General features: G+C 64.2%; 20 protein-coding genes, 1 pseudogene and 1 riboswitch. Of the genes and pseudogenes, 13 read left to right on the plus strand and 8 right to left on the minus strand.

Features of this window, described 5'->3' with window-relative positions; translation table 11 throughout:
• Nucleotide 1: 1 nt before the first annotated feature.
• The 5 genes from ACZ41T_RS07375 to ACZ41T_RS07395 all read left to right on the plus strand — a co-directional run bounded on the left by ACZ41T_RS07375 (nucleotide 2) and on the right by ACZ41T_RS07395 (nucleotide 6,190).
• The gene (locus ACZ41T_RS07375) at nucleotides 2–1,036 is read left to right on the plus strand and encodes a DUF4917 family protein (RefSeq protein WP_464923816.1); all 1,035 of its coding nucleotides are present in this window, start codon (nucleotides 2–4) and stop codon (nucleotides 1,034–1,036) included.
• Nucleotides 1,036–1,779: a hypothetical protein gene (locus ACZ41T_RS07380; protein WP_464923817.1), complete on the plus strand. Its 744-nt coding sequence runs from the start codon at nucleotides 1,036–1,038 to the stop codon at nucleotides 1,777–1,779. The genes ACZ41T_RS07375 and ACZ41T_RS07380 overlap by 1 nt, the downstream gene beginning before the upstream one ends.
• Before the next feature lie 349 nt (nucleotides 1,780–2,128).
• On the plus strand, nucleotides 2,129–3,571 hold the full coding sequence (mgtE, locus tag ACZ41T_RS07385) for a magnesium transporter (protein WP_464923818.1): 1,443 nt from the start codon (nucleotides 2,129–2,131) through the stop codon (nucleotides 3,569–3,571).
• Between the two features lie 130 nt (nucleotides 3,572–3,701).
• Nucleotides 3,702–5,441 carry a lipid A export permease/ATP-binding protein MsbA gene (gene msbA / locus ACZ41T_RS07390; RefSeq protein ID WP_464923819.1) on the plus strand — a complete coding sequence of 580 codons (1,740 nt, stop codon included), beginning with the start codon at nucleotides 3,702–3,704 and terminating at the stop codon, nucleotides 5,439–5,441.
• Nucleotides 5,438–6,190: a PP-loop family protein gene (locus tag ACZ41T_RS07395; protein WP_464923820.1), complete on the plus strand. Its 753-nt coding sequence runs from the start codon at nucleotides 5,438–5,440 to the stop codon at nucleotides 6,188–6,190. The genes msbA and ACZ41T_RS07395 overlap by 4 nt, the downstream gene beginning before the upstream one ends.
• A 17-nt stretch (nucleotides 6,191–6,207) precedes the next feature.
• Here the strand turns inward: ACZ41T_RS07395 and ACZ41T_RS07400 are convergent, their stop codons facing one another.
• From ACZ41T_RS07400 to metK, 6 genes are all read right to left on the minus strand, one after another.
• Entirely contained in the window at nucleotides 6,208–6,570 is a 363-nt protein-coding gene (locus tag ACZ41T_RS07400; protein ID WP_464923821.1) for a hypothetical protein, read from the minus strand.
• 14 nt (nucleotides 6,571–6,584) lie between these two features.
• Nucleotides 6,585–7,418, minus strand: coding sequence for a methylenetetrahydrofolate reductase [NAD(P)H] (gene metF, locus ACZ41T_RS07405; protein ID WP_464923822.1), 834 nt, complete (start codon nucleotides 7,416–7,418; stop codon nucleotides 6,585–6,587).
• Nucleotides 7,419–7,421: 3 nt separating this feature from the next.
• Nucleotides 7,422–7,769: a phage holin family protein gene (locus ACZ41T_RS07410; protein ID WP_464923823.1), complete on the minus strand. Its 348-nt coding sequence runs from the start codon at nucleotides 7,767–7,769 to the stop codon at nucleotides 7,422–7,424.
• Nucleotides 7,770–7,797: 28 nt separating this feature from the next.
• Nucleotides 7,798–9,219: an adenosylhomocysteinase gene (gene ahcY / locus ACZ41T_RS07415; protein ID WP_464923824.1), complete on the minus strand. Its 1,422-nt coding sequence runs from the start codon at nucleotides 9,217–9,219 to the stop codon at nucleotides 7,798–7,800.
• Between the two features lie 102 nt (nucleotides 9,220–9,321).
• A riboswitch (S-adenosyl-L-homocysteine riboswitch) is annotated at nucleotides 9,322–9,394 on the minus strand.
• 11 nt (nucleotides 9,395–9,405) lie between these two features.
• Nucleotides 9,406–10,476 carry a calcium/sodium antiporter gene (locus tag ACZ41T_RS07420; RefSeq protein WP_464923825.1) on the minus strand — a complete coding sequence of 357 codons (1,071 nt, stop codon included), beginning with the start codon at nucleotides 10,474–10,476 and terminating at the stop codon, nucleotides 9,406–9,408.
• Between the two features lie 4 nt (nucleotides 10,477–10,480).
• Entirely contained in the window at nucleotides 10,481–11,647 is a 1,167-nt protein-coding gene (gene metK / locus ACZ41T_RS07425; RefSeq protein ID WP_464923826.1) for a methionine adenosyltransferase, read from the minus strand.
• A 195-nt stretch (nucleotides 11,648–11,842) separates the two neighbouring features.
• Between metK and ACZ41T_RS07430 the strand changes: the two genes are divergently transcribed.
• The 8 genes from ACZ41T_RS07430 to ACZ41T_RS07465 all read left to right on the plus strand — a co-directional run bounded on the left by ACZ41T_RS07430 (nucleotide 11,843) and on the right by ACZ41T_RS07465 (nucleotide 19,912).
• On the plus strand, nucleotides 11,843–12,712 hold the full coding sequence (locus ACZ41T_RS07430; RefSeq protein WP_464923941.1) for a lysophospholipid acyltransferase family protein: 870 nt from the start codon (nucleotides 11,843–11,845) through the stop codon (nucleotides 12,710–12,712).
• Nucleotides 12,709–13,623: a lysophospholipid acyltransferase family protein gene (locus tag ACZ41T_RS07435; protein WP_464923827.1), complete on the plus strand. Its 915-nt coding sequence runs from the start codon at nucleotides 12,709–12,711 to the stop codon at nucleotides 13,621–13,623. Before ACZ41T_RS07430 ends, ACZ41T_RS07435 begins: the two co-directional genes overlap by 4 nt.
• On the plus strand, nucleotides 13,616–14,119 hold the full coding sequence (locus ACZ41T_RS07440) for a GNAT family N-acetyltransferase (RefSeq protein ID WP_464923828.1): 504 nt from the start codon (nucleotides 13,616–13,618) through the stop codon (nucleotides 14,117–14,119). The genes ACZ41T_RS07435 and ACZ41T_RS07440 overlap by 8 nt, the downstream gene beginning before the upstream one ends.
• A complete protein-coding gene (locus ACZ41T_RS07445) occupies nucleotides 14,116–14,571 on the plus strand; it encodes a CoA-binding protein (protein ID WP_464923829.1) in 456 nt (151 codons plus the stop codon). Before ACZ41T_RS07440 ends, ACZ41T_RS07445 begins: the two co-directional genes overlap by 4 nt.
• Complete coding sequence (gene dapF, locus ACZ41T_RS07450) at nucleotides 14,568–15,416, plus strand: diaminopimelate epimerase (RefSeq protein ID WP_464923830.1); 849 nt, start codon at nucleotides 14,568–14,570, stop codon at nucleotides 15,414–15,416. Before ACZ41T_RS07445 ends, dapF begins: the two co-directional genes overlap by 4 nt.
• On the plus strand, nucleotides 15,416–16,093 hold the full coding sequence (locus ACZ41T_RS07455; protein ID WP_464923831.1) for a DUF484 family protein: 678 nt from the start codon (nucleotides 15,416–15,418) through the stop codon (nucleotides 16,091–16,093). The genes dapF and ACZ41T_RS07455 overlap by 1 nt, the downstream gene beginning before the upstream one ends.
• Nucleotides 16,094–16,127: 34 nt before the next feature.
• Nucleotides 16,128–17,042: a tyrosine recombinase XerC gene (gene xerC, locus ACZ41T_RS07460; RefSeq protein ID WP_464923832.1), complete on the plus strand. Its 915-nt coding sequence runs from the start codon at nucleotides 16,128–16,130 to the stop codon at nucleotides 17,040–17,042.
• Between the two features lie 71 nt (nucleotides 17,043–17,113).
• The gene (locus ACZ41T_RS07465) at nucleotides 17,114–19,912 is read left to right on the plus strand and encodes an EAL domain-containing protein (RefSeq protein WP_464923833.1); all 2,799 of its coding nucleotides are present in this window, start codon (nucleotides 17,114–17,116) and stop codon (nucleotides 19,910–19,912) included.
• Between the two features lie 4 nt (nucleotides 19,913–19,916).
• Here the strand turns inward: ACZ41T_RS07465 and ACZ41T_RS07470 are convergent.
• A pseudogene (locus tag ACZ41T_RS07470) lies at nucleotides 19,917–20,368 on the minus strand (polyphosphate kinase 2 family protein).
• A 54-nt stretch (nucleotides 20,369–20,422) separates the two neighbouring features.
• Nucleotides 20,423–20,977 carry a hypothetical protein gene (locus tag ACZ41T_RS07475; RefSeq protein ID WP_464923834.1) on the minus strand — a complete coding sequence of 185 codons (555 nt, stop codon included), beginning with the start codon at nucleotides 20,975–20,977 and terminating at the stop codon, nucleotides 20,423–20,425.
• Nucleotides 20,978–21,056 lie beyond the last annotated feature (79 nt).

Genomic DNA, 21,056 nt, shown 5'->3' on the forward strand with positions numbered 1-21,056 from the left:
CATGAACGTTCTCAGTTTCGCCGAAGCCATTGAAGCGTCTTCCGGCTATTCCAAGCGACATCTCTTGCTCGGCAACGGGTTCAGCATTGCCTGTCGGCCAGACATCTTCCGGTACGACAAGCTTTTTGAGCAGGCGGACTTTTCCGCGCTGCCGGATTCCGCGAAATCAGCGTTTTCAGTTCTCCGCACCGCCGACTTCGAACGGGTTATCAAGGCGTTACGCGATTCGGCAACGATTGCGGGGTTATATGGCGCGACTAGCGCGCAGGTTGGAGCTATGCGCGCTGAAGCTAATGCGCTGAAGGAGTTGCTGGTTCAGACGATCGCCCAGAGTCATCCTGCGCTGCCGGGCGATATTACTGACGACGAGTACGCGGCCTGCCAGGCTTTCCTGGCGAACTTTGATACGACCTACACACTCAACTACGACTTGCTGCTTTACTGGACCCATATGCATCGGGAGAACCGCGCCGACGTTCAGTCCGATGATGGGTTTCGAACGTCGCAGGGCGATATCGAGTCTGGAGTTGAATCCGAATACGTTGTATGGGACTCTGGCCAGAGTCACGACCAGAACATGTGGTTTCTGCACGGCGCTCTCCATGTCTTTGATTCGGGAACAGAGGTACAGAAGTACACATGGAACCGAACCGGCATTCGTCTTATTGAGCAAATTCGTGAGGCACTGAGCAGGGACTTCTTTCCTTTGTTCGTGGCAGAAGGCTCAAGCGCGGAAAAACTCGAACGAATACGCCATAGCGATTACCTCGCCAAGGCGTATAGAAGTTTTCAGGAGATTCAGCACTGCCTTTTTGTCTATGGGCATTCGCTGGCTGCGAATGACGAACACTACCTGCGCCTAATCGAAAAGGGAAAGCTGAGTCATATTTTCGTCGGCCTATACGGCGATCCCGAGTCGGACGCGAATCGGCAGATCATCGCGCGAGCAATGGCAATGCCGCTGGCAGGTCGCCGGAGACGGGAACTACGTGTAGATTTCTATGACAGCGAGTCCGCTCATGTGTGGGGCAGGTAATGGAAGAAGCTGCCGAACTCGCCGACTACCTGCCGCTCTCCTTCAAGACCCCGAAGGAGCAGGAATACATCGAGTTCCTATGGGATGCTTTCGAGACGAACCACACGCACGGCAAATACCAGTTCGCCTTCCTCGCCTACCACATGCTCACGATGAGCTTCGTCTATTTCAACATCTGGCAGATCAAGCAGACGACGCCAAAGGATTTTGCGATGGGCTTGATTGGCTTCGGCAGGGACATCGAGAAGAGCCTGCTCGACGCGACTTCGCCCTTCGTGTTCAGCACTGTGAACGAGCGCAGCATCCTGCGTTTCCTCAAGCTCATCGCCTGCGACAACGGCAAGATCGGCACCTACGCCAAGCTGGTGGACGACCGAAACGAATCCGCCCACCCCAACGGCAACATCTTCTACAGCACAGAGGCTGCGCTCGACGTCAAGATCACCGAAATCCTGCGCGTAGTGGAGGAGATTCAGACCCACTCCAAGCCGGTCATCGAGCACTGCTACCGCGAGTTCCTGCTCCAGAACAACGACCCTGACGAGCGCGAGTATCCCGATGCCGCCGACCAAATCCGCGAAGTGCTGATCCACGGCAACTACCTCTCGCAGAGAGACATCGAGATTTGCCTGGGCTTCGATGTCGAGTCGCTTGCCGACCGTCCGGAAATCGACGCGATGCGGGAGCTGCATGCGGCCCTCGTTGAGAAGTACAAGAGTGAAGCTGCGAACAACGCGGCATAACCGGGGCGTTGTACGTTCGCATTTCAAACCAGCTAGTTGCCGCTTTGGGTCGGGAGTCCGCGTTCGCCGTATTGGAAAGCAGTCGTTCGGCGTGAATTCACGATCAGAGACTACTCAAGACCGCATAGCGGACAAAGTTGGCCCAGAACCCGCCGGCCGCATGGCCGAACATAAGACGCCCGCCGCAAACCCCCGAAGTCCATTGCGGGCCGATTTGGCTTTGCGACCCAAAGAAATCCCCATCAGGCTAAGCCAGCGATTGGTCGGCTTTGGCAGCATTTAGCCAAACCGGGACACGCCGGCAAACCCTGGCACGTTACAATCGCGGGGCTTTTAGCCATCCGCCCCCATGACCGACGCCCTCGAAAATCAATCGCAGGACAATCTTGAAACCAGCCTGGCGCAGGTGCAAACCCTGCTCGCCAAGATGCGGCTGGTGGAGGAGCTCGTCCACAAGCAGGGCGGGCCGCGGCAGGATCTGGTCGAGAACCTGGTGCACAAGCAGAACCTGGCGGAGTTGCAGCGCAAGCTGGAAGAGCTGCACCCGGCGGACGTGGCCTACATCCTGGAAGCGCTGCCGCTGGACGAGCGGCGGCTGGTGTGGGGGCAGGTCAAGGCCGAGCGCGACGGCGAGATTCTGCTGGAGGTGTCCGACTCGGTTCGCGAATCGCTGATCGGGATGATGGACAAGGCGGAGATGCTGGCCGCCGCCGAATCGCTGGACACCGACGAGATCGCCGACATCGCGGCCGACCTGCCGCACGACGTGATCCAGGAACTGCTCACCAGCCTCGACGCACAGAAACGTGCGCACCTGCAGTCGGCGCTGGCCTACCCCGAGGACACCGTCGGTGCGCTGATGGATTTCGAGATGGTGACGATCCGCGTCGATGTCACGCTGGAAGTCGCGCTGCGCTACCTGCGCCGGCTGGGCGAATTGCCCGACCAGCTGGACAAGCTGTTCGTGGTGGACCGCGAGGACGCGATCATCGGCGTGCTGCCGCTGAAGCGCCTGCTGACGACCGACCCCGAGGCCTCGGTGGCGGCGGTGATGGTCGAGGATTTCATCAAGTTCCACCCCGAGGACGAAGCGCAGGAAGCGGCGCAGGCGTTCGAGCGCTACGACCTGGTGATGGCGCCGGTGGTGGATGCGCAGGGGCGGCTGATCGGGCGGCTCACCGTCGACGCGGTGCTCGACTACATCCGCGAATCGGCCGACGCCGACATGCTGTCGATGGCCGGCCTGAAGGAGGAGGAAGACCTGTTCTCCACCGTATGGCGTTCGGCGAAGAACCGCTGGATGTGGTTGTCGATCAACCTCGCCACCGCCTTCATCGCCTCGCGCGTGATCGGCGCCTTCGAGGGCAGCATCGAAAAGCTCGCCGCGCTGGCCGCGCTGATGCCGATCATCGCCGGCATCGGCGGCAACACCGGCAACCAGACCATCGCGCTGATCGTGCGCGGCCTCGCGCTGGGCCAGATCACGCAGGCCAACGCGCGCCGCCTGGTGGTGAAGGAGCTCGGCGTCGCCCTCTTCAACGGCCTGCTGTGGGGCTCGGTGGTCGGCGTGTTCGCCTGGCTGCTGTACGACAACCTGGCGCTGGGCGGGGTGATGGCGCTGGCGATGCTGCTCAACCTGATCGTCGCGGCGCTGGCCGGCATTTTCATTCCGATGACGCTGGAACGGATGAAGCGCGACCCCGCCGTCGGCTCGTCGGTGCTGCTGACCTTCACCACCGACAGCATGGGCTTCTTCATCTTCCTCGGGCTCGCCACCGTGCTGCTGCTATGAAGAACGTAAACCATTCACCACAGAGGCACAGAGGCACAGAGGGAAAATCGACAAACCGGATTTGCTCCGACACGAAACCTGGATGGGGTTCTCTGTGCCTCTGTGCCTCTGTGGTTCAAGGGTTTTCTAAATGACGCCTCCCGACAGCCGTGCCCTGTATCTGCGCCTGCTCGGCTATGTGAAGCCGTACTGGCGCATGTTCGCGCTGTCCCTCGTCGCGCTGGTGCTCACCGCCGCCACCGAGCCGCTGCTGCCGGCGCTGTTCAAGCCGCTGCTGGACCAGGGCTTCGTCGCCAAGGACCAGGATTTCATCCGCTGGATCCCGATTCTGCTGCTGGGGCTGTTCCTGGTGCGCGGCGTCACCAGCTTCGTCAGCACCTACTGCATGGCGTGGGTGGGCAGCCGCCTGGTGATGGACCTGCGCGGCGCCATGTTCGACAAGCTGATGACGCTGCCGACGCGCTACTTCGACCAGAATCCGAGCGGCCAGCTGATTGCGCATCTGGCGTTCAACGTCACCCAGGTCACGCAGTCGGCCACCAGCTCGCTCACCACCCTGGTGCGCGACACCGTCACGATCCTGGGACTGCTCGGCTATCTGCTGTGGCTGAACTGGCAGCTGACCCTGATCGTGTTCGGCATGGTGCCGCTCACCCTGTGGATCGTGCGCATCGCCAGCACGCGCCTGCGCGGGCTGTCGCGCAAGGCGCAGCGCAACATCGGCGACCTCACCCAGGTGGTCGACGAGGCGGTCGGCGGGCATCGCGTGGTCAAGCTCTTCGGCGGCGAGGAATACGAGCAGACGCGCTTCCGCCATGCCGCCAATCTGGCACGGATGTTCGAAATGAAGCGCGTCGCCGCCAACGCGGTATACGAGCCCGTCATCCAGTTCATCGCCGCGGTGGCCCTGGCGATCATCGTCTATATCGCGGCCGGGCAGGCGACCAGCAACGCCATCACGGTGGGCGGCTTCGTCGCCTTCTTCATGGCCATGCTGCTGCTGTTCGCGCCGCTCAAAAGGCTCACCGCCGTCAACGACCAGCTGCAGCGCGGGCTGGCGGCGGCCGAAACCATTTTCACCATGCTCGACCAGGACGCCGAACGCGACAGCGGCACCCGCGCGCTCGACCGCGTCGAGGGCCGGCTTTCTTTCCGCGGCGTGTCGCTCACCTACCCGGGCAAGACCCTGCCGGCGCTTGAAAACATCACGCTCGACATCGCGCCCGGCGAGACGGTCGCGCTGGTCGGCGCCTCCGGCTCCGGCAAGACCACGCTGGCCAACCTGGTGCCGCGCTTCTACGACCCCGACGCCGGCGTGATCGAACTCGACGGCATCGACATCCGCGACATCCGCCTGCAGAACCTGCGCAGCCATATCGCGCTGGTGTCGCAGGACGTGGTGCTGTTCAACGACACGCTGGGCCACAACATCGCCTACGGCGCAAAGCGCGACGCCACCCCCGACGAGATCCGCGCCGCCTGCGTCGCCGCCCACGCCTGGGACTTCATCCAGGCCATGCCCGACGGCCTCGACACCCTGGTCGGCGAAAACGGCATGCGGCTCTCCGGCGGCCAGCGCCAGCGCATCGCCATCGCGCGCGCGATCCTGAAAAACGCGCCGCTGCTGATTCTCGACGAAGCCACCTCGGCGCTCGACAGCGAATCCGAACGCCACGTGCAGGCCGCGCTCGACACCCTGATCAGCAACCGCACCACCCTGGTCATCGCCCACCGGCTGTCGACCATCGAGCGCGCCAACCGCATCGTGGTGCTGGAAGGCGGGCGCATCGTCGAGATCGGCAGCCACGCCGACCTGATCGCCAGACAGGGCCGCTACGCGCAGCTGCACGCGCTGCAGTTTTCCGCATGAATGCGACAACGACAGGCTGGGTCAAGCCCTCCCGCTCGCTGGCCACCGCCGCCGGCCGCGCCATCGGCGACTACCGCATGATCCGCGACGGCGACCGCATCCTGCTGGGCTTGTCGGGCGGCAAGGATTCGCTCTCCTTGCTGCACACGCTGCACCACCTGCAGCAGAAGGCCCCGGTGAAGTTCGAGCTGCTGGCATGCACCGTCGACCCGCAGTCCGACCAGTACGACCCGTCTCCACTCACGCCCTACCTGGCCGAACTCGGCGTGCCCTACTTTCTCGAATCGCAGCCCATCCTGGAAGAGGCGCAGAAGACGCTGACCCGCGACTCCGATTCCTACTGCGCGTATTGCTCGCGCATGCGGCGCGGCATCCTCTACCGCGTCGCCCGCGAGCAGGGCTGCAACGTCGTCGCCATGGCCCACCATCTGGACGACCTCGCCGAGACGCTGATGATGTCGATGCTGTTCGGCGGCAAGTTGAGGACCATGTCGCCGCACTACCTCAACGACGCCGGCGACCTGCGCATCATCCGGCCGTTTGCCTACGCGCGCGAACGCCAGACCCGCGCGTTTGCGGCAGATTCCGGCCTGCCGGTGATCTTCGAGAACTGCCCGGCGTGTTTTGCCAAGCCGCAGCAGCGCTATGCCATGAAGCAGATGCTGGCCGAGCAGGAGAAGACCCACCCGCGCATTTTCAACAGTGTGCTGACCGCGATGAAGCCGTTGATGGGCGAGCCGCCCGACTGATTTTCCGGACGTGTCGTTCAGCGCCGCGGCTTACAGCGTTTACTTTGGCATATGGTGGCGTCGATGACGGGCATATCGAAGCCGGGAACGCTATTACCTTCGGGCGTCGTCCTTGCCGTGAACAGCGGGGCGACAACAGAGGACGACGAATCAAGCAGACGCGCCCAACCGTAGTCGGCATAACCGGCGCCGTCGGGAGTCGCAAAATTAAAGTTGAATTCGAGTTCGTCGCCCGAATGCAATGGCGATGCGCGTGCAGGCGCATCGGCTTGATGGGATATTTGATAAAGCGGAAAGGTGCCGATCGAGTACTGCCTGGCAACCCTGAAGACCTGCTTGCCCCGAGTCTCGATTTCAAGCCGGTCCGCGCCGCCCCGCAAGAGGCGGCAGCCGATCAGGACAAGCCCAGCCGTTGCCAGATCGTGGTGGACGGCCCGGCCTGGTTCATGGTGTAAAAGTGCAGCCCCGGCGCGCCGCCAGCAAGCAAGCGGTCGCACAGGTCGGTCACCACATCCAGCCCGAAGGCGCGAATCGACACCAGATCGTCGCCGTAGGTTTCCAGCTTTTTCCTCAGCCAGCGCGGAATTTCGGCGCCGCAGGCGTCGGAGAAGCGCGCCAGTTGCACGTAGTTGCCGATCGGCATGATGCCAGGAACGATGGGAATGCTGACGCCCAGCGCGCGCGCGTCTTCGACAAAGTTGAAATAGGCGTCGGCGTTGAAGAAATACTGCGTGATCGCTGCATTCGCACCGGCGTCGACCTTGCGCTTGAAGCTGGCCAGATCCTCCGTGTAGGAGCGCGCCTGCGGGTGAATTTCCGGATAGGCGGCGACCTCGATCTCGAACCAGTCGCCGGTTTCGTGGCGGATGAAGGCCACCAGTTCGTTGGCGTAGCTGAATGCGCCGGCATCCATGGTGCCCGAGGGCAGATCGCCACGCAGCGCGACCAGATGGCGGATGCCCTGGCTTTTGTATTCGTTGAGGATGTCGCGGATGTTCTCCTCGGTCGAGCCGATGCACGACAGGTGCGGCGCGGCCGCACTGCCGTCGGCCTGGATTTCGCGCACGGTTTCCAGGGTGCGGTCGCGGGTGGAACCGCCGGCGCCGAAGGTGACGGAGAAGAACTTGGGGTTGAGCTGCGCCAGCTGTTTTCTGGTTACGCGCAGTTTTTCGGCGCCCTCCGCCGTCTTGGGCGGGAAGAACTCGAAGCTGAATGTTCGTTCGGTCATGCTTCAGCCTTTTTGATTGGGGATGAGCGCGGACAGCGCCCAGGCGATAACACCGTAGAGGATTGCGCCAACCATCGCCGAAACAAAGCCCTCGACGTGGAATCCGGGCAGCAGCGCGCTGGCGAGCCAGAACAGCAGGCCGTTCAGCACCAGGTAGAAAATCCCCAGCGTCAGCACCGTGATCGGCAAGGTGAGGATCGCCAGCACCGGCCGCACCAGCGTATTGATGAAGCCCAGCACCAGCGCGGCGACCAGCGCCGTGCCGAAGCCCGACACCTGAATGGTGGGCAGCAGCCAGGTCACGGCCAGCAGGGCGACAGCATTCAAAATCCACAGCAGCAGCAAACGCATGAAGCTCTCCTTCTTCAGGTGAGGTCGATCAGTAGCGGTACATCTCGGCCTTGTAGGGGCCGGCCTTGGGCACGCCGATATAGGCGGCCTGCTGGTCGGTCAGCTCGGAAAGTTGCGCGTTAAGCTTCTTCAGCTGCAGGCGCGCGACTTTCTCGTCGAGATGCTTGGGCAGGATGTAGACGCCGACCGGATACTTGCCGGAATCGCGCTCCTGCCACAGCTCCATCTGGGCGATGGTCTGGTTGGCGAAGGAGGAGCTCATCACGTACGACGGGTGGCCGGTGGCGCAGCCGAGATTCACCAGGCGGCCCTTGGCCAAAAGAATAATCCGCTTGCCGTCCGGGAAAATGACGTGATCGACCTGCGGCTTGATCTCGTCCCACTCATAGCCCTCGATGCTGGCGATGTCGATCTCGTTGTCGAAGTGGCCGATGTTGCAGACGATGGCCTGGTCCTTCATTTTCGCCATGTGGTCGTGGGTGATGACGTGGAAGTTGCCGGTGGCGGTGACGAAGATGTCGGCCTTGTCGGCAGCGTATTCCATGGTCACCACGCGGTAGCCTTCCATCGCCGCCTGCAAGGCGCAGATCGGGTCGACCTCGGTCACCCACACCTGGGCCGACAGGGCACGCAGCGCCTGCGCGCTGCCCTTGCCGACGTCGCCATAGCCGGCGACCAGGGCGACCTTGCCGGCGATCATCACGTCGGTGGCGCGTTTGATGCCGTCGACCAGCGATTCGCGGCAGCCGTAGAGGTTGTCGAATTTCGACTTGGTCACCGAATCGTTGACGTTGATCGCCGGGAACTTGAGTTCGCCGCGGGCGTGCATCTGGTACAGGCGGTGCACGCCGGTGGTGGTTTCCTCGGTGACGCCTTTGACGGCGGCGAGGCGCACCGAATACCAGGTCGGATCGATTGCCAGCTTGGCCTTGATCGCGGCGTAGAGCACCTCTTCTTCCTCGCTGGTCGGTTTGGCGATCACCGAGATATCCTTCTCGGCACGCGCACCCAGATGCAGCAGCAACGTCGCGTCGCCGCCGTCGTCGAGAATCATGTTCGAATAGCCACCGTCGGTCCATTCGAAAATGCGGTGGGTATAGTCCCAGTAATCCGTGAGCGATTCGCCCTTGACCGCGAACACCGGCACGTCGTTGGCGGCAATCGCCGCGGCAGCGTGGTCCTGGGTCGAGAAGATGTTGCACGAGGCCCAGCGCACCACGGCGCCCAGCGCGGTCAGCGTCTCGATCAGCACGGCGGTCTGGATGGTCATGTGCAGTGAGCCGGTGATGCGTGCGCCTTTCAGCGGCTGCGCGGCGGCGAATTCCTCGCGGATGGCCATCAGACCCGGCATTTCGGTTTCGGCGATGCGGATTTCCTTGCGGCCCCAGTCGGCAAGCGACATGTCGGCGACCACAAAATCGGTGAATTGCTTGTCAGCCACAGCGTTCATGTAAAGCTCCATTGCATGTGGCCGGGAGGGCGGGGTTTAGCTAAACCCGGGCTGGCGACGCTGTCGCTCACCCAACGTCCCGAACCCGGCAGGGTTAAGAAAATAGGGGGAGCGCGGTTGTTGCCTTTCCGAGCCTGGGGACAGACGAATCTGCCTCGCAGCGCTCCTCGGAAGCGAGATTATAGCTTAGCCGGCTGGCCGTCGCCGCAGGAAACTGACCGCCAGCGTGACCACGGTGAGCGGCATCACATAGCTCAACATGACGCCGGAATATGCCGGCAGGCTGGCGTGCTGCTGTGCCGCGAGCACCAGATACAGGGTATAGGCGGCATAGTAGCCGAGGAAGACCGCGCCTTCCCAGCGCGCGATCTCGCGCCCGGTCAGCAGGATCGGCAGGCAGGCAAAGGCGACCGCCAGCATCACCCACAGGTCGAAATTGCGCGCCGCCTCGGGCACGGAAAGCCCGCCCGTCGACACCATTCCGGCCGCACCCAGCACCGCCAGCAGGTTGAAGATGTTGCTGCCGATCACATTGCCGACGGCGATGTCGCGCTGGCCGCGCAGGGCGGCGATGAGCGAGGTGGCGATCTCGGGCATCGAGGTACCCACTGCTACCACGGTGAGGCCGATGACGAGGTCGCTCACCCCGAAGTGCCTGGCAAACACCACCGCCGCGCCCACCAGCCAGTCGGCGCCGAGCACCAGAAGGCCCAAACCGCCGAGCACCAGTGCTGCCTGCACGCTCCAGTGGCGGTCCCAGGAACTGGCCGGGATTCCGCTGGCGAATTCATCCGCTGCGGCCTGCGAGGCGCGCCGCGACTGCACGACAAGATATACCGTGTAGACAATCACCAGCACGAACAACAGCGCCGCCTCGACGCGGCCGATGCTGCCATCGAGCGCCATGACCGCCACCAGCAGCGAGGCGCCGATCATGATCGGGATCTCCTGGCGGATGATCTGCTCGGCCACCAGGAGCGGCGCCACCAGCGCGGAAATCCCCAGGATCAGCAGGATATTGGCGATGTTGCTGCCGACCACGTTGCCGATCGCCAGATCGGACGAGCCGGACAGGGCGGCGCCGACCGACACCGCCATTTCCGGCGCGCTGGTGCCGAAGGCCACCACGGTGAGGCCGACCACCAGCGGCGAAATTCCCCACGACGCTGCCAGCCGCGAGGCCCCGCGCACCATGGCCTCGGCGCCGGCGATCAGCGCCAGCAGCCCGAGCCCGAACGTCAGCGCCTGCATCAGCATGGTGTTACAGCCCGGCGGCGGCTTTCAGTTCGGCCGCCTTGTCGGCGACTTCCCAGGTAAAGTCGGGCTCGTCGCGGCCGAAGTGGCCGTAGCTCGCGGTGCGGGTGTAGATCGGCCGCAGCAAATCGAGCATCTGGATGATGCCCTTGGGACGCAGATCGAAGTGGCGCTCGATCAACTCGACGATTTTGGCTTCCGGGATTTTGGCTGTGCCGAAGGTGTCGACCATCAGCGAAGTCGGCTTGGCCACGCCGATGGCGTAGCTGACCTGCACCAGGCACTTGTCCGCCAACCCCGCGGCAACGATGTTCTTCGCCACGTAGCGTCCGGCGTAGGACGCCGAACGGTCGACCTTGGACGGGTCCTTGCCGGAGAAGGCGCCGCCGCCGTGCGGGGCCGCACCGCCGTAGGTGTCGACGATGATCTTGCGGCCGGTCAGCCCGGCGTCGCCCATCGGCCCGCCCACCACAAAGCGTCCGGTGGGGTTGACCAGATAGCGCGTGTCGGCGGTGAGCATGCCTTTGGGTACCACCGGCTTGATGATTTCCTCGATCACCGCTTCGGTCAGCGCGGCGTGCGAAACCTCGGGATGATGCTGGGTCGACAGCACCACGGTATCGACCGAATGCGGCTTGCCATCGACATAGCGGATCGACACCTGCGACTTGGCATCCGGCCGCAGCCATGGCAAGCGGCCGTCCTTGCGCAGTTCGGACTGGCGCTCGGTCAGGCGGTGCGCGAGGTGGATCGGCATCGGCATCAGCACCGGCGTTTCGTTGCAGGCATAGCCGAACATCAGGCCCTGGTCGCCCGCACCCTGGTCGAGATAATCGTCGTGCGCGCGATCCACGCCCTGCGCGATGTCGGGTGACTGCTTGCCGACGGTGACCATTACCGCGCAGGTGTTGTAGTCGAAGCCGATCTCGGACGAGTCGTAGCCGATGCGCTTGATGGTCTGGCGCGCGATCTGGTTGTAGTCGATGACCGCCGAGGTGGTGATCTCGCCGGCAATGACGCACAGACCGGTGGTCAAGAGCGTCTCGCACGCCACGCGCGCATGTTTGTCCTGGGTTAGAATCGCATCGAGCACCGCATCCGACACTTGGTCCGCCATCTTGTCGGGGTGCCCTTCGGACACCGACTCAGACGTGAAAATGAAATCCTTTTGCATGACAGCTCCTGTTGTAGTCCCGGTTAGCGACTGCGCAACCGGCTCGGGGGACCAACAGAGCGGCGACGCTTTAGCTGTATTTGTATCCCGCCCGCAAGTTGTCAAGATTAACGCGGCGGCTCTGCTCCGGATGTTCCGTGAAGCATCCAGGCCGGCATTGTGCCGTGCCGCATCCCCGGCCGTCAATCCCGCGTGATGTTCCTCCTGAAGCTGCTGGCCCGTCTGCCGCTGCCCGTGCTGCATGGCCTCGGCGTCGGCTTGGGCTGGCTGATCTACTGGGCGCCCGGCCGCCATTCTGTACGCATGCGCGACAACCTGCTCGACAGCGGCCTGTGCACGCCCGGCTGCGATTGCCGGCGCTTGCTCCGCCGCGCCATCGGCGAGTCGGGCAAAGCCATCGTCGAACTGCTGGCGGTGTGGCTGCGCCCGTACGACAAGGCGCTGAAACTGGTCAAGGACACTCCCGGCTGGGAACACATCGAAGCCGCGCGTGCCGCCGGCAAAGGGGTCATCGTCATCGGGCCGCATATCGGCTGCTTCGAGATAATCAGCCAGTACTATGCCGCGCGGCACCCTTTCACCGCCATGTACAAGCCGTCGCGCAAGCCGGTGCTGGACGCGCTGATGCTGGCCGGGCGCCAGCGCGGGCAGGCGACGCTGGTGCCGGCCGACCTGTCGGGCGTGCGCGCCCTGCTGGCGGCATTGAAGCGCCACGAGGGCATCGGCATCCTGCCCGACCAGGTGGCGACCGGCGGCGATGGCGTATGGGCGCCCTTCTTCGGCCGTCCGGCCTACACGCCGACGCTGGTTGCCAGCCTGCAGCGCAAGACCGGCGCGGCGGCGTTTTTTGTCGCCGCCGAACGCCTGAGCTGGGGACGCGGCTATCGCCTGCATGTGACGCCGGTGGACCCTGCGCTGCCGGCGGACAAGACCGCCGCCGCCGTCCACATCAACCAGGTGGTTGAAGAGATGGTGCGACGCTTTCCTGCGCAATACATGTGGAGCTACAACCGCCACAAGCGCCCGGGCGGCATCGCGCTCCCGGCTGGCCAGGCCGAAGCATGAGCCCCGCCGTCCCCGGCGCTCTGCTGCGGCCGTCGCTGTGGCCCATCTGGCTCGGCATGGGGTTCCTGTGGCTGCTGCACTGGCTGCCGTTGCCGCTGCAGGCGGCCATCGGCAATGCTTTGGGCTGGTTGCTGGCTTTGCTGTTGAGAAAGCGGCGCCACATCGTCGCCACCAATCTGGCCCTGTGCTTTCCCGACGCCCCGAAAGCGCTGCGCCGCCGCTGGTTGCGGCAAACCTTCCAGGCATCGGTGCGCGCGGTGCTCGAACACGGGGTGCTGTGGTGGGGGTCGGAAGCGCGGCTGCGCCGTCTGATCCGCATCGACAACCCGGACGCCGCGCTGGGTGACGGTACACGGCCGGTGATCTGGCTGGCGCCCCATTTTGTCGGGCTCGACATGGGCGGCGTGCCGCTGGCCATGGGCCACAAAGCCGCCTCGATGTACGCGCCCGCCAGGAACCCGGTCGCCGACAGGTTCATGCTGCATGGACGCACCCGCTTTTTGGATACCGTCCTGATCTCGCGACACGAAGGGATCAAGGCGACGCTACAGGCGATCAAATCGGGGCGACCTTTTTACTACCTGCCGGATCAGGATCATGGCCGCCAGAATGCCATGTTCGTTCCATTTTTCGGCGTTTCTACCGCCACCGTTTCGGCGTTGCCGCGCCTGGCCAAACTCACCAACGCCCAGATCGTCCCGGTCGTCACGCGCCAGCTGCCGTGGGGGCGCGGTTACGCGGTGCGGTTCTACCCGCCCTGGGAAAACTATCCAAGCGGCGATCTGGAGGCCGACGTCGCGCGCATGAACGCCTTCATCGAGGACCGCATCCGCGAAATGCCGTCGCAGTACCTGTGGCTGCACCGCCGCTTCAAAACCCGCCCGGCAGGCGAGGCCAGTCTCTATGAATGACGCCCTGCCCTGTCTGCAGCGGTTGACCGCGAGCGACGTCGATGCCGTCAGCGCGCTGGTGCGCGTGGTGTGGCAAGCCACCTACCCGGCACTGATTTCCCAGTCGCAGATCGACGCCATGCTGGCTGACCGCTATGCGCCGCAGCGTATCCGCGAACAGCTGGACGACCCCCGCCAGGCATGGTGGGGGGCGAGGCGGGGCCACACGCTGGCCGGCTTTGCTCACGCCATGCTCGATGAATCCGGCTGCAAGCTCGACAAGCTTTATGTCCATCCGGACCAGCAGCGCCACGGCATCGGCGCCGCGCTGGAAAAAACGGTCGAGGACTGGGCGCGCCGGCAACGGGCCAGACGCGTGTGGCTGCAGGTCAACCGCGGCAATGCGCAGGCGATTGCCGCCTACCAGAAATACGGCTTCCGCATCGTCGAGTCGCGCGTGTTCGACATCGGCGGCGGCTTCGTGATGGACGACCATGTGATGGAGCACACGCTATGACGTTCGCAAACCCTGGGGACGACGCCTTGCGCGCCCTGCTGAAAAGCGTCAAGACCATCGCCGTGGTCGGCCTGTCGCCGCAGCCTGCGCGCCCGAGCTACCGCGTGGCGCAGGCGATGCGGTATTACGGCTACCGCATCGTTCCGGTGCGCCCGCTGGTGGACGCAGTGCTGGGCGAAAAGGCCTACGCAAGCCTCGCCGACATCCCGTTTGCGGTCGATCTGGTCAACGTGTTTCGCGCCGCCGAGCACCTGCCGGCTATCGTCGAACAAAGCCTGGCGCTACACTCCATGCAGCGGCCATTTCCAACGCTGCATCATTCGCCAGCGGGCATCTGGATCCAGGAAGGCATCGTCCACGAGGCCGCCGCGCAGCGCGCGCAGGCCGGCGGCATGACGGTGGTGATGGACCGCTGCATCTTGAAGGATTACGTCAGGTTGTTGACCGAATGAATACCCAACAGGGCACACGATTGCGCTTCACCAAAATGCACGGCCTCGGCAACGACTTCGTCGTATTCGACGGCATCGGCCAGAGCATCGCGCTCACGCCCGAGCAGTGCCGCCGCATTGCCGACCGCCACTTCGGCGTCGGCTGCGACCAGATCCTGCTGGTCGAAGCGCCCACCCGCGACGACGTCGACTTCCGCTACCGCATCTTCAATGCCGATGGCGGCGAGGTCGAGCAATGCGGCAACGGCGCACGCTGCTTCGTGCGCTTCGTGCACGACAAGGGCCTCACCGACAAGACCGCCATCCGCGTGGAAACCGCGTCCGGCGTGATCGAGCCGCGCCTGCTCGACAATGGCCAGGTAACGGTGGACATGGGCGCGCCGCGCTTTGCGCCCGCCGAGATCCCGTTCACGGTCGAAGCCGAGGCGCCGACTTATGCACTCAAGGTCGGCCAGCACGTGCTCGACATCGCGGTGCTGTCGATGGGCAACCCGCACGCGGTGCTGCGGGTGAACGACCTCGACAGCGCGCCGGTGGACATCCTCGGCGCCGCGATCGAATCGCATGCGCGCTTTCCGCAGCGGGTCAACGCCGGCTTCATGCAGGTGCTGACCCCGCACGACATCCGCCTGCGCGTGTACGAGCGCGGCGCCGGCGAGACGCTGGCCTGCGGCACCGGTGCCTGCGCGGCGGCGGTCGCGGGCATCCACCAGGGCTGGCTGCAAAGCCCGGTCAGCGTGCACACGCGCGGCGGCGATCTGGTCGTCGAGTGGGCGGGCAAGGGCCAGCCGGTCACCATGACCGGGCCGGCTGAAACGGTATTTGAAGGGGAGATCGAACTCTAATGAACATGCAACCCACCACCCTGGACGAACAGGCCATCGCCGAGTATCTGACCCGGCACCCGAATTTCTTCAACGATTTTCCCACCCTGCTGGCGGACCTGCACATCCCGCATCCGCACGGCACCCACGCGGTGTCGATGAGCGAGCGTCAGCTGATCGCGATGCGCGACAAGGTACAGATGCTGGAAAACAAATTGGCCGAGCTGATCCAGTTCGGCGAAGAAAACGACGGCATTTCGGAGAAGCTGCATGCGCTGACGCTGGCGCTGCTGGCCGCGCGTATGCCGCAAGACGTCGTCGCGGCATTGGCGCTGCATCTGCGCGAAGGCTTTGCGGTGCCGCACCATGCCCTGCGCGCATGGAATCTTGCGGCAGGCAGCATGCCCGGCCTGACCGACCCGGTAACGCCAGCCGTACGCGACAACGTGGCCGCGATGGCGCAGCCGGTGTGCGGTGCGCTGGCGGTGAACGACGCCGACGACTGGTTCGGCGAGGTGTCGCCGCACCTGCGCACCTTCGCCTGCATTCCGCTGCGACCCGCACCTGCTGCGGCGCCGGTCGGCCTGCTGGTGCTGGCCTCGGAAGAAGCCAAGCGTTTCTACGCCGGCATGGGCACGCTGTATCTGGAACGGCTGGGGCAGCTGGTCGGCGCCGCGCTGGTGCGAATGCAGGGTTGAACCTGAATGCCTCTTATAGTGAACGGTTTCTAGCTTGAACGCGACTGCACACTACCTGCAACACCTCGCCGCCGAGCGGCGACTGTCGCCGCATACGGTCGCGGCCTACCAGCGCGATCTGGCCAATCTCTCCGAATTGACCCCCGGCAGGCCGCTGGCCGAACTCACCGTCACCGACATCCGCGGCGCCATCGTCAAACTACGCGGCCAGGGCCTGGCGGCTACCAGCGTGGCGCGCCAGTTGTCGAGCTGGCGCGGGTTCTACACCTTTGCCTGCCGCCGCCTCGGCTACGCGAACAACCCCTGCAGCGGCCTGCGCCCGCCCAAGGCGGCCAAGACGCTGCCGGACATCCTCTCGCCCGACACCTGCGCCCAACTGCTCGGCGGCCGCGCCGATAACGACGACGCACTGGCCGCACGCGACCGTGCCATGTTCGAGCTGTTCTATTCGTCCGGGTTACGTCTGGCCGAACTGGTCGGGCTCGATCTCGACGACGTCAACCTGCAATCGGGCGAAGCGCAGGTCACCGGCAAGGGTCGCAAAACCCGCATCGTGCCGGTCGGACGGCAGGCGCTGGCCGCCCTTGCCGCCTGGCTGCAACAGCGGCAGCCGCTTATGTCCCGCAGGGACGGCATCCCTGGCCAGGCGCACGCGCATACCGCCGCACTGTTCGTCAGCCAGCGCGGCACACGCCTCACTCCGCGCAGCGTGCAACTGCGGCTCAACCGCTGGGCGCTGCAGGCGGGACTCGGCCAGCACGTTCACCCGCACATGCTGCGCCACGCGTTTGCCACCCACGTGCTGCAGTCGTCCGGCGACCTGCGCGCGGTGCAGGAAATGCTCGGCCACGCCAGCATCAGCACCACCCAGGTCTACACCCACCTCGACTGGCAACACCTGGCCAAGGTATACGACCAGGCACACCCGCGCGCGCGCAAGAAAGACTGACCGCGTGCTTCGGAAGCCGGGCAATCACTCGGCCTCTTCAGAAATGGCGCTTGCTGCCGTTAACTTCGCGCATGCGTATCTCCCCCTCTTCCTTGCATGCCCGTCCTGTACAAGGTCTGCGGCCGACCCGGTTCAGCACGCAAGACCGCGTCATGGGCACGCTCCTCTTCATCCTGGTTGCAGTGTTCGTCCTGGCGGGACAGCAGGCGCTGCAAATCGCCCGCCAGGACGCCGACGACGCATTGCACATGCAGGCCTCTGCACAGCTGGCGGCGCTGTCGCAGGCGGTAGCCGACCCGGCTATCGTGGGCGATTACATCGCCTTGCAAACCCTGCTGAAAACCCCGATCGCCCAAGGCAACCTGCGCTATGTGGAATATACCGCGCCCAATGGCCGCGTCCTGCGCGAGGAGGCGCCTGCGCGCCGTGCCGACCGCCCCGGCTGGTTTGCCGCGCTGGCCGGGCTGTCGATTCCGGTCATGCAGACACCCCTCGTCATCGGCGGCAGCGCCCACGGCAGCCTGGAAATCCAGCCGTCTGCCCGTAGCCATGAGGATTTTCTCTGGCATCTCGGCACCCGCCTGTTCGTGCTGCTCGCCACCGCTTTCGCCCTGCTCGGCTGGTTGACCCATGTGCTGCTGAAAATCAATCTTCAGGACCTGACCCGGCTGCGCGCCGCCGCGCAGCGGATCGAGGCCGGGGATTACAGCGCGCGCATCCCCCTGCGTGCCAGCAGCCCACCCGAGTTGCGGCAGACCACGCGCGCATTCAATCACATGAGCGCAGCCCTGGAGCGCTTGCTCACCGACCTCAATGAACAGCGAGAAGCGCTTGACAGCACGGCCAGCGTGGCCGAATCCGATCTCGCCGGCAACATCACCTCCGCCAACGAACTGTTTTGCAGCATCAGCGGTTACGCGCGCGAGGAACTCATCGGCCAGAATTTCCGCATCGTCAGTTCGGGCCAGCACGATGCTGCGTTTTTTAACGATCTGTGGGAAACCATCTCGGGCGGGCAAACCTGGCGCGGCGAAATCTGCAACCGTGCCAGGGATGGACGGCTTTTCTGGACGGCCAAGACCATCATCCCGATCAAGGATGACGACGGCCAGCTGCTGAAATACCTGTCGATCCACTTCGACATCACGCAGCGCAAGCTCAACGAGGCCGCGCTCAGCGAAGAAAAGGAACGCTGGCAAGTCACGCTACAGTCGATCAACGACGCCGTCATTGTCACCAATGCCCGCAATCAGGTGGACTATATCAACCCGGCCGCCGAAGTGCTGCTCGGCGTTGCGCTTGAGGATGCCGTGTCGAACCCGCTGAAGATCCTGATGCAACTCGATCAGTGGGGCGATGACGACGCTCCGGCCTGCTTCCTGTCGGCGACTCCGGCCCTGCACGGCCAGACCGGTTCCGCCCAGTTGCAGACCCGGTCCGGCCATCATCTGGCCGTCAGTTACAGCTGTGCGCCGCTGACCGGCCTCGGCGGCATCGGCGCCGTATATGTGCTGCGCGACGAGACCGAGAAAAAACAATTGCTCGACAACCTGCGTGAAATGGCCTTCCACGATACCCTGACCACGCTGCCGAATCGCCGTGCGGTGGAAGGTCGTCTGGCGCGCGCCATGCACACCGCGCGCGACCAGACGCAACAGCATGCGTTCTGCTACATCGACCTCGATCAGTTCAAGCTGGTGAACGATACCTGCGGGCATTCGGTGGGCGATACCCTGCTGATGGACATTGCGCTGACCATGAAAGCCGCCCTGCCCGATCACGCCTATCTGGGCCGTCTGGGCGGCGACGAATTCGGCCTCATCCTGTTCGACACCCAGCCTGCCGTGGCGATTCAGGTCTGCCGGCAACTGGTACAACGCATCCGCGACTTCCGTTTCGAGCACAAGGGACGGCGCTTCACCCTCGGCGCCTGTGCCGGGATCGCCCCCATCACGCAGGACGCGACTACCCCAGGCGGTATCCTGGTGCAGGCCGACATGGCGTGCTACCGCGCCAAGTCTGAGGGCAGCGGACGGGTCATGCTGTATGAAGCGGACGAGGTCGGCTTCCGCCGCCTGGAAGCAGAAATGGGCTGTGCGGCGGACTTCGTACAGGCACTGGAGGCCAATCAGTTCCTGCCCTACCGCCAGCGGATCCAGCCGACCTCAAGCAGCGGCCAGCCGCATTACGAAGTGCTGATCCGCTGGCAGCGCAACGGTGTGGTCGAGGGACCTGCCAAGCTGCTGCCCGCGCTTGAGCGCTACGGGCAGGCGCCCATCCTCGATCGCTGGGTGCTGGAAACTGTCATCGCCTACCTGGCGGCGCAACCCGACGACAACGCGGTCTACTTCATCAACCTGTCCGGCAAGACCGTCGCCGACGAGTCTTTCCTCGGCACCGTCTGCCATCTGCTCGACCACTATGGCGTGGCGGGAGAACGTCTGGGGTTCGAGGTCACGGAAACCGCCGCAGTGGTCAACCTGGAAGACGCTCAGCGCCTGATTCACGGCCTGCGTGAACGCGGCTGCCAATTCGCGCTCGACGATTTCGGGCGCGATGCCTCCTCGTTCTTCTATCTCAAGCACCTTCCCGCCGACTTCCTCAAAATCGACGGCGCCTTCGTGCGCGGCATGCTGGACGATCACCGCGACCAGGCCATCGTGCGCTCGATTGCGCAACTGGCGCGCGACTTCGGCATGAATTCGGTGGCCGAGCAGGTGGAGAACGCCAAGATGGCGGCCCTGCTGCGCGACATGGGGGTGGACTACCTGCAGGGCTATCACATCCATCGTCCGGAAGCGCTGCCCCGCTGGCAGCCGGTCACCGGCACACGGCCCACACATGCGCCTCATTTGATTTCGATCGATTGAGCCTTCAGGCAATCATGGTGCCGGAAATCCCTTCCTCCGGCACCGGGTAGCGCTTCTTCAGCGCTACCAGCGCCTCGATCAACAGGCGTGAAATCATCAGGTTACGTGCCAGCTTGCTGTTGGCGGGAATGACGTGCCAGGGCGCATGCGCCGTGCTGATGGCCGACATCGCCGCGTCGCAGGCCTCCATGTATCGTCCCACTGCGCACGCACGGCAAGATCGCCCGGGTGGAATTTCCATTGCTTTTCCGGGTTGTTGCGGCGCGCTTCCAGGCGTTTTTTCTGCTCGTCCCTGGAAATATGCAGATAGAACTTGAGAATGGTGGTGCCGGTTTCCGCCAGCATGCGTTCGAAATCGTTGATCTGGCGATAACGGCGCTTGCACTCGGCGGCGGCGATCCAGCCGGGCGCGCACATCGGATTTCGGCTTGCCGATGATGTCGGTGTCGTCGGCATCCCAGTCGGACAGCCTGAGCTGAGTGTCGGGCGGAATACGGGGGTCGGCAGACTTCATATCCTCTCCTGCGGGGGAATCAGGATCATCCAGTCGCCCAGCGCCGACTGGATCTCGCCCAACGTGAGATGGCGCATCAGCCCCCGGTTGCCCGGCGCCATCTGGTTCCAGGCGCAGGTCATGCCGCGAAGATCCGGCTGGGCGGCATCGCGCAGGCGGAATTCGGTGATGAAGTAGAGGAAGGTCGGATCGCCGTCGTCCAGCACCAAACCGGTCCGGACGTAAGGCCAGGATCGCGCCACCGCGATCGGGTTCACGCTGCGCGTCACCCGCCACACCTCGAAGCGCCCCGGCTGCAGCGCCTGCGGCCCGGGCCGCACCGTGTCCAGTTCCACCACACAGAACGGATCGTGTTCCTGCACGCTGTTGCGCGGCACCATGCGGCCGTATTGCAGGCGCACCGTGGCGGCGTCCGGCGGAATCGTCAGCGGCCGGTTCAACTGCACCGTCCAGCCCGATGAATAGGCGTAGTACGGCGAGGCCGGATCCGGCGAATCAAGCCCGGCACAGCCCCCAAGCAGAAATACCAGCCCAATTCCAATGCGCTTCATCCCGTCTCCTTGCAAGGTATCACTGCGGGCAATGCGACAATCGGCATATCCATTCATTGTGTAATCACCGACGTCATAG

It is taken from the genome of Thiobacillus thiophilus (genome assembly GCF_055378705.1).

Coding starts and splice junctions, on each gene's coding strand:
- ACZ41T_RS07475 (WP_464923834.1), bottom strand. CDS start 20,977: ATGAAGCGCATTGGAATTGGGCTGGTATTTCTGCTTGGGGGCTGTGCC.
- ACZ41T_RS07445 (WP_464923829.1), top strand. CDS start 14,116: ATGACGTTCGCAAACCCTGGGGACGACGCCTTGCGCGCCCTGCTGAAA.
- ACZ41T_RS07440 (WP_464923828.1), top strand. CDS start 13,616: ATGAATGACGCCCTGCCCTGTCTGCAGCGGTTGACCGCGAGCGACGTC.
- ACZ41T_RS07420 (WP_464923825.1), bottom strand. CDS start 10,476: ATGCTGATGCAGGCGCTGACGTTCGGGCTCGGGCTGCTGGCGCTGATC.
- msbA (WP_464923819.1), top strand. CDS start 3,702: ATGACGCCTCCCGACAGCCGTGCCCTGTATCTGCGCCTGCTCGGCTAT.
- metK (WP_464923826.1), bottom strand. CDS start 11,647: ATGCAAAAGGATTTCATTTTCACGTCTGAGTCGGTGTCCGAAGGGCAC.
- ahcY (WP_464923824.1), bottom strand. CDS start 9,219: ATGAACGCTGTGGCTGACAAGCAATTCACCGATTTTGTGGTCGCCGAC.
- ACZ41T_RS07435 (WP_464923827.1), top strand. CDS start 12,709: ATGAGCCCCGCCGTCCCCGGCGCTCTGCTGCGGCCGTCGCTGTGGCCC.
- ACZ41T_RS07455 (WP_464923831.1), top strand. CDS start 15,416: ATGAACATGCAACCCACCACCCTGGACGAACAGGCCATCGCCGAGTAT.
- ACZ41T_RS07410 (WP_464923823.1), bottom strand. CDS start 7,769: ATGCGTTTGCTGCTGCTGTGGATTTTGAATGCTGTCGCCCTGCTGGCC.
- ACZ41T_RS07395 (WP_464923820.1), top strand. CDS start 5,438: ATGAATGCGACAACGACAGGCTGGGTCAAGCCCTCCCGCTCGCTGGCC.
- ACZ41T_RS07375 (WP_464923816.1), top strand. CDS start 2: ATGAACGTTCTCAGTTTCGCCGAAGCCATTGAAGCGTCTTCCGGCTAT.
- mgtE (WP_464923818.1), top strand. CDS start 2,129: ATGACCGACGCCCTCGAAAATCAATCGCAGGACAATCTTGAAACCAGC.
- ACZ41T_RS07380 (WP_464923817.1), top strand. CDS start 1,036: ATGGAAGAAGCTGCCGAACTCGCCGACTACCTGCCGCTCTCCTTCAAG.
- ACZ41T_RS07465 (WP_464923833.1), top strand. CDS start 17,114: ATGCGTATCTCCCCCTCTTCCTTGCATGCCCGTCCTGTACAAGGTCTG.
- dapF (WP_464923830.1), top strand. CDS start 14,568: ATGAATACCCAACAGGGCACACGATTGCGCTTCACCAAAATGCACGGC.
- metF (WP_464923822.1), bottom strand. CDS start 7,418: ATGACCGAACGAACATTCAGCTTCGAGTTCTTCCCGCCCAAGACGGCG.
- ACZ41T_RS07430 (WP_464923941.1), top strand. CDS start 11,843: ATGTTCCTCCTGAAGCTGCTGGCCCGTCTGCCGCTGCCCGTGCTGCAT.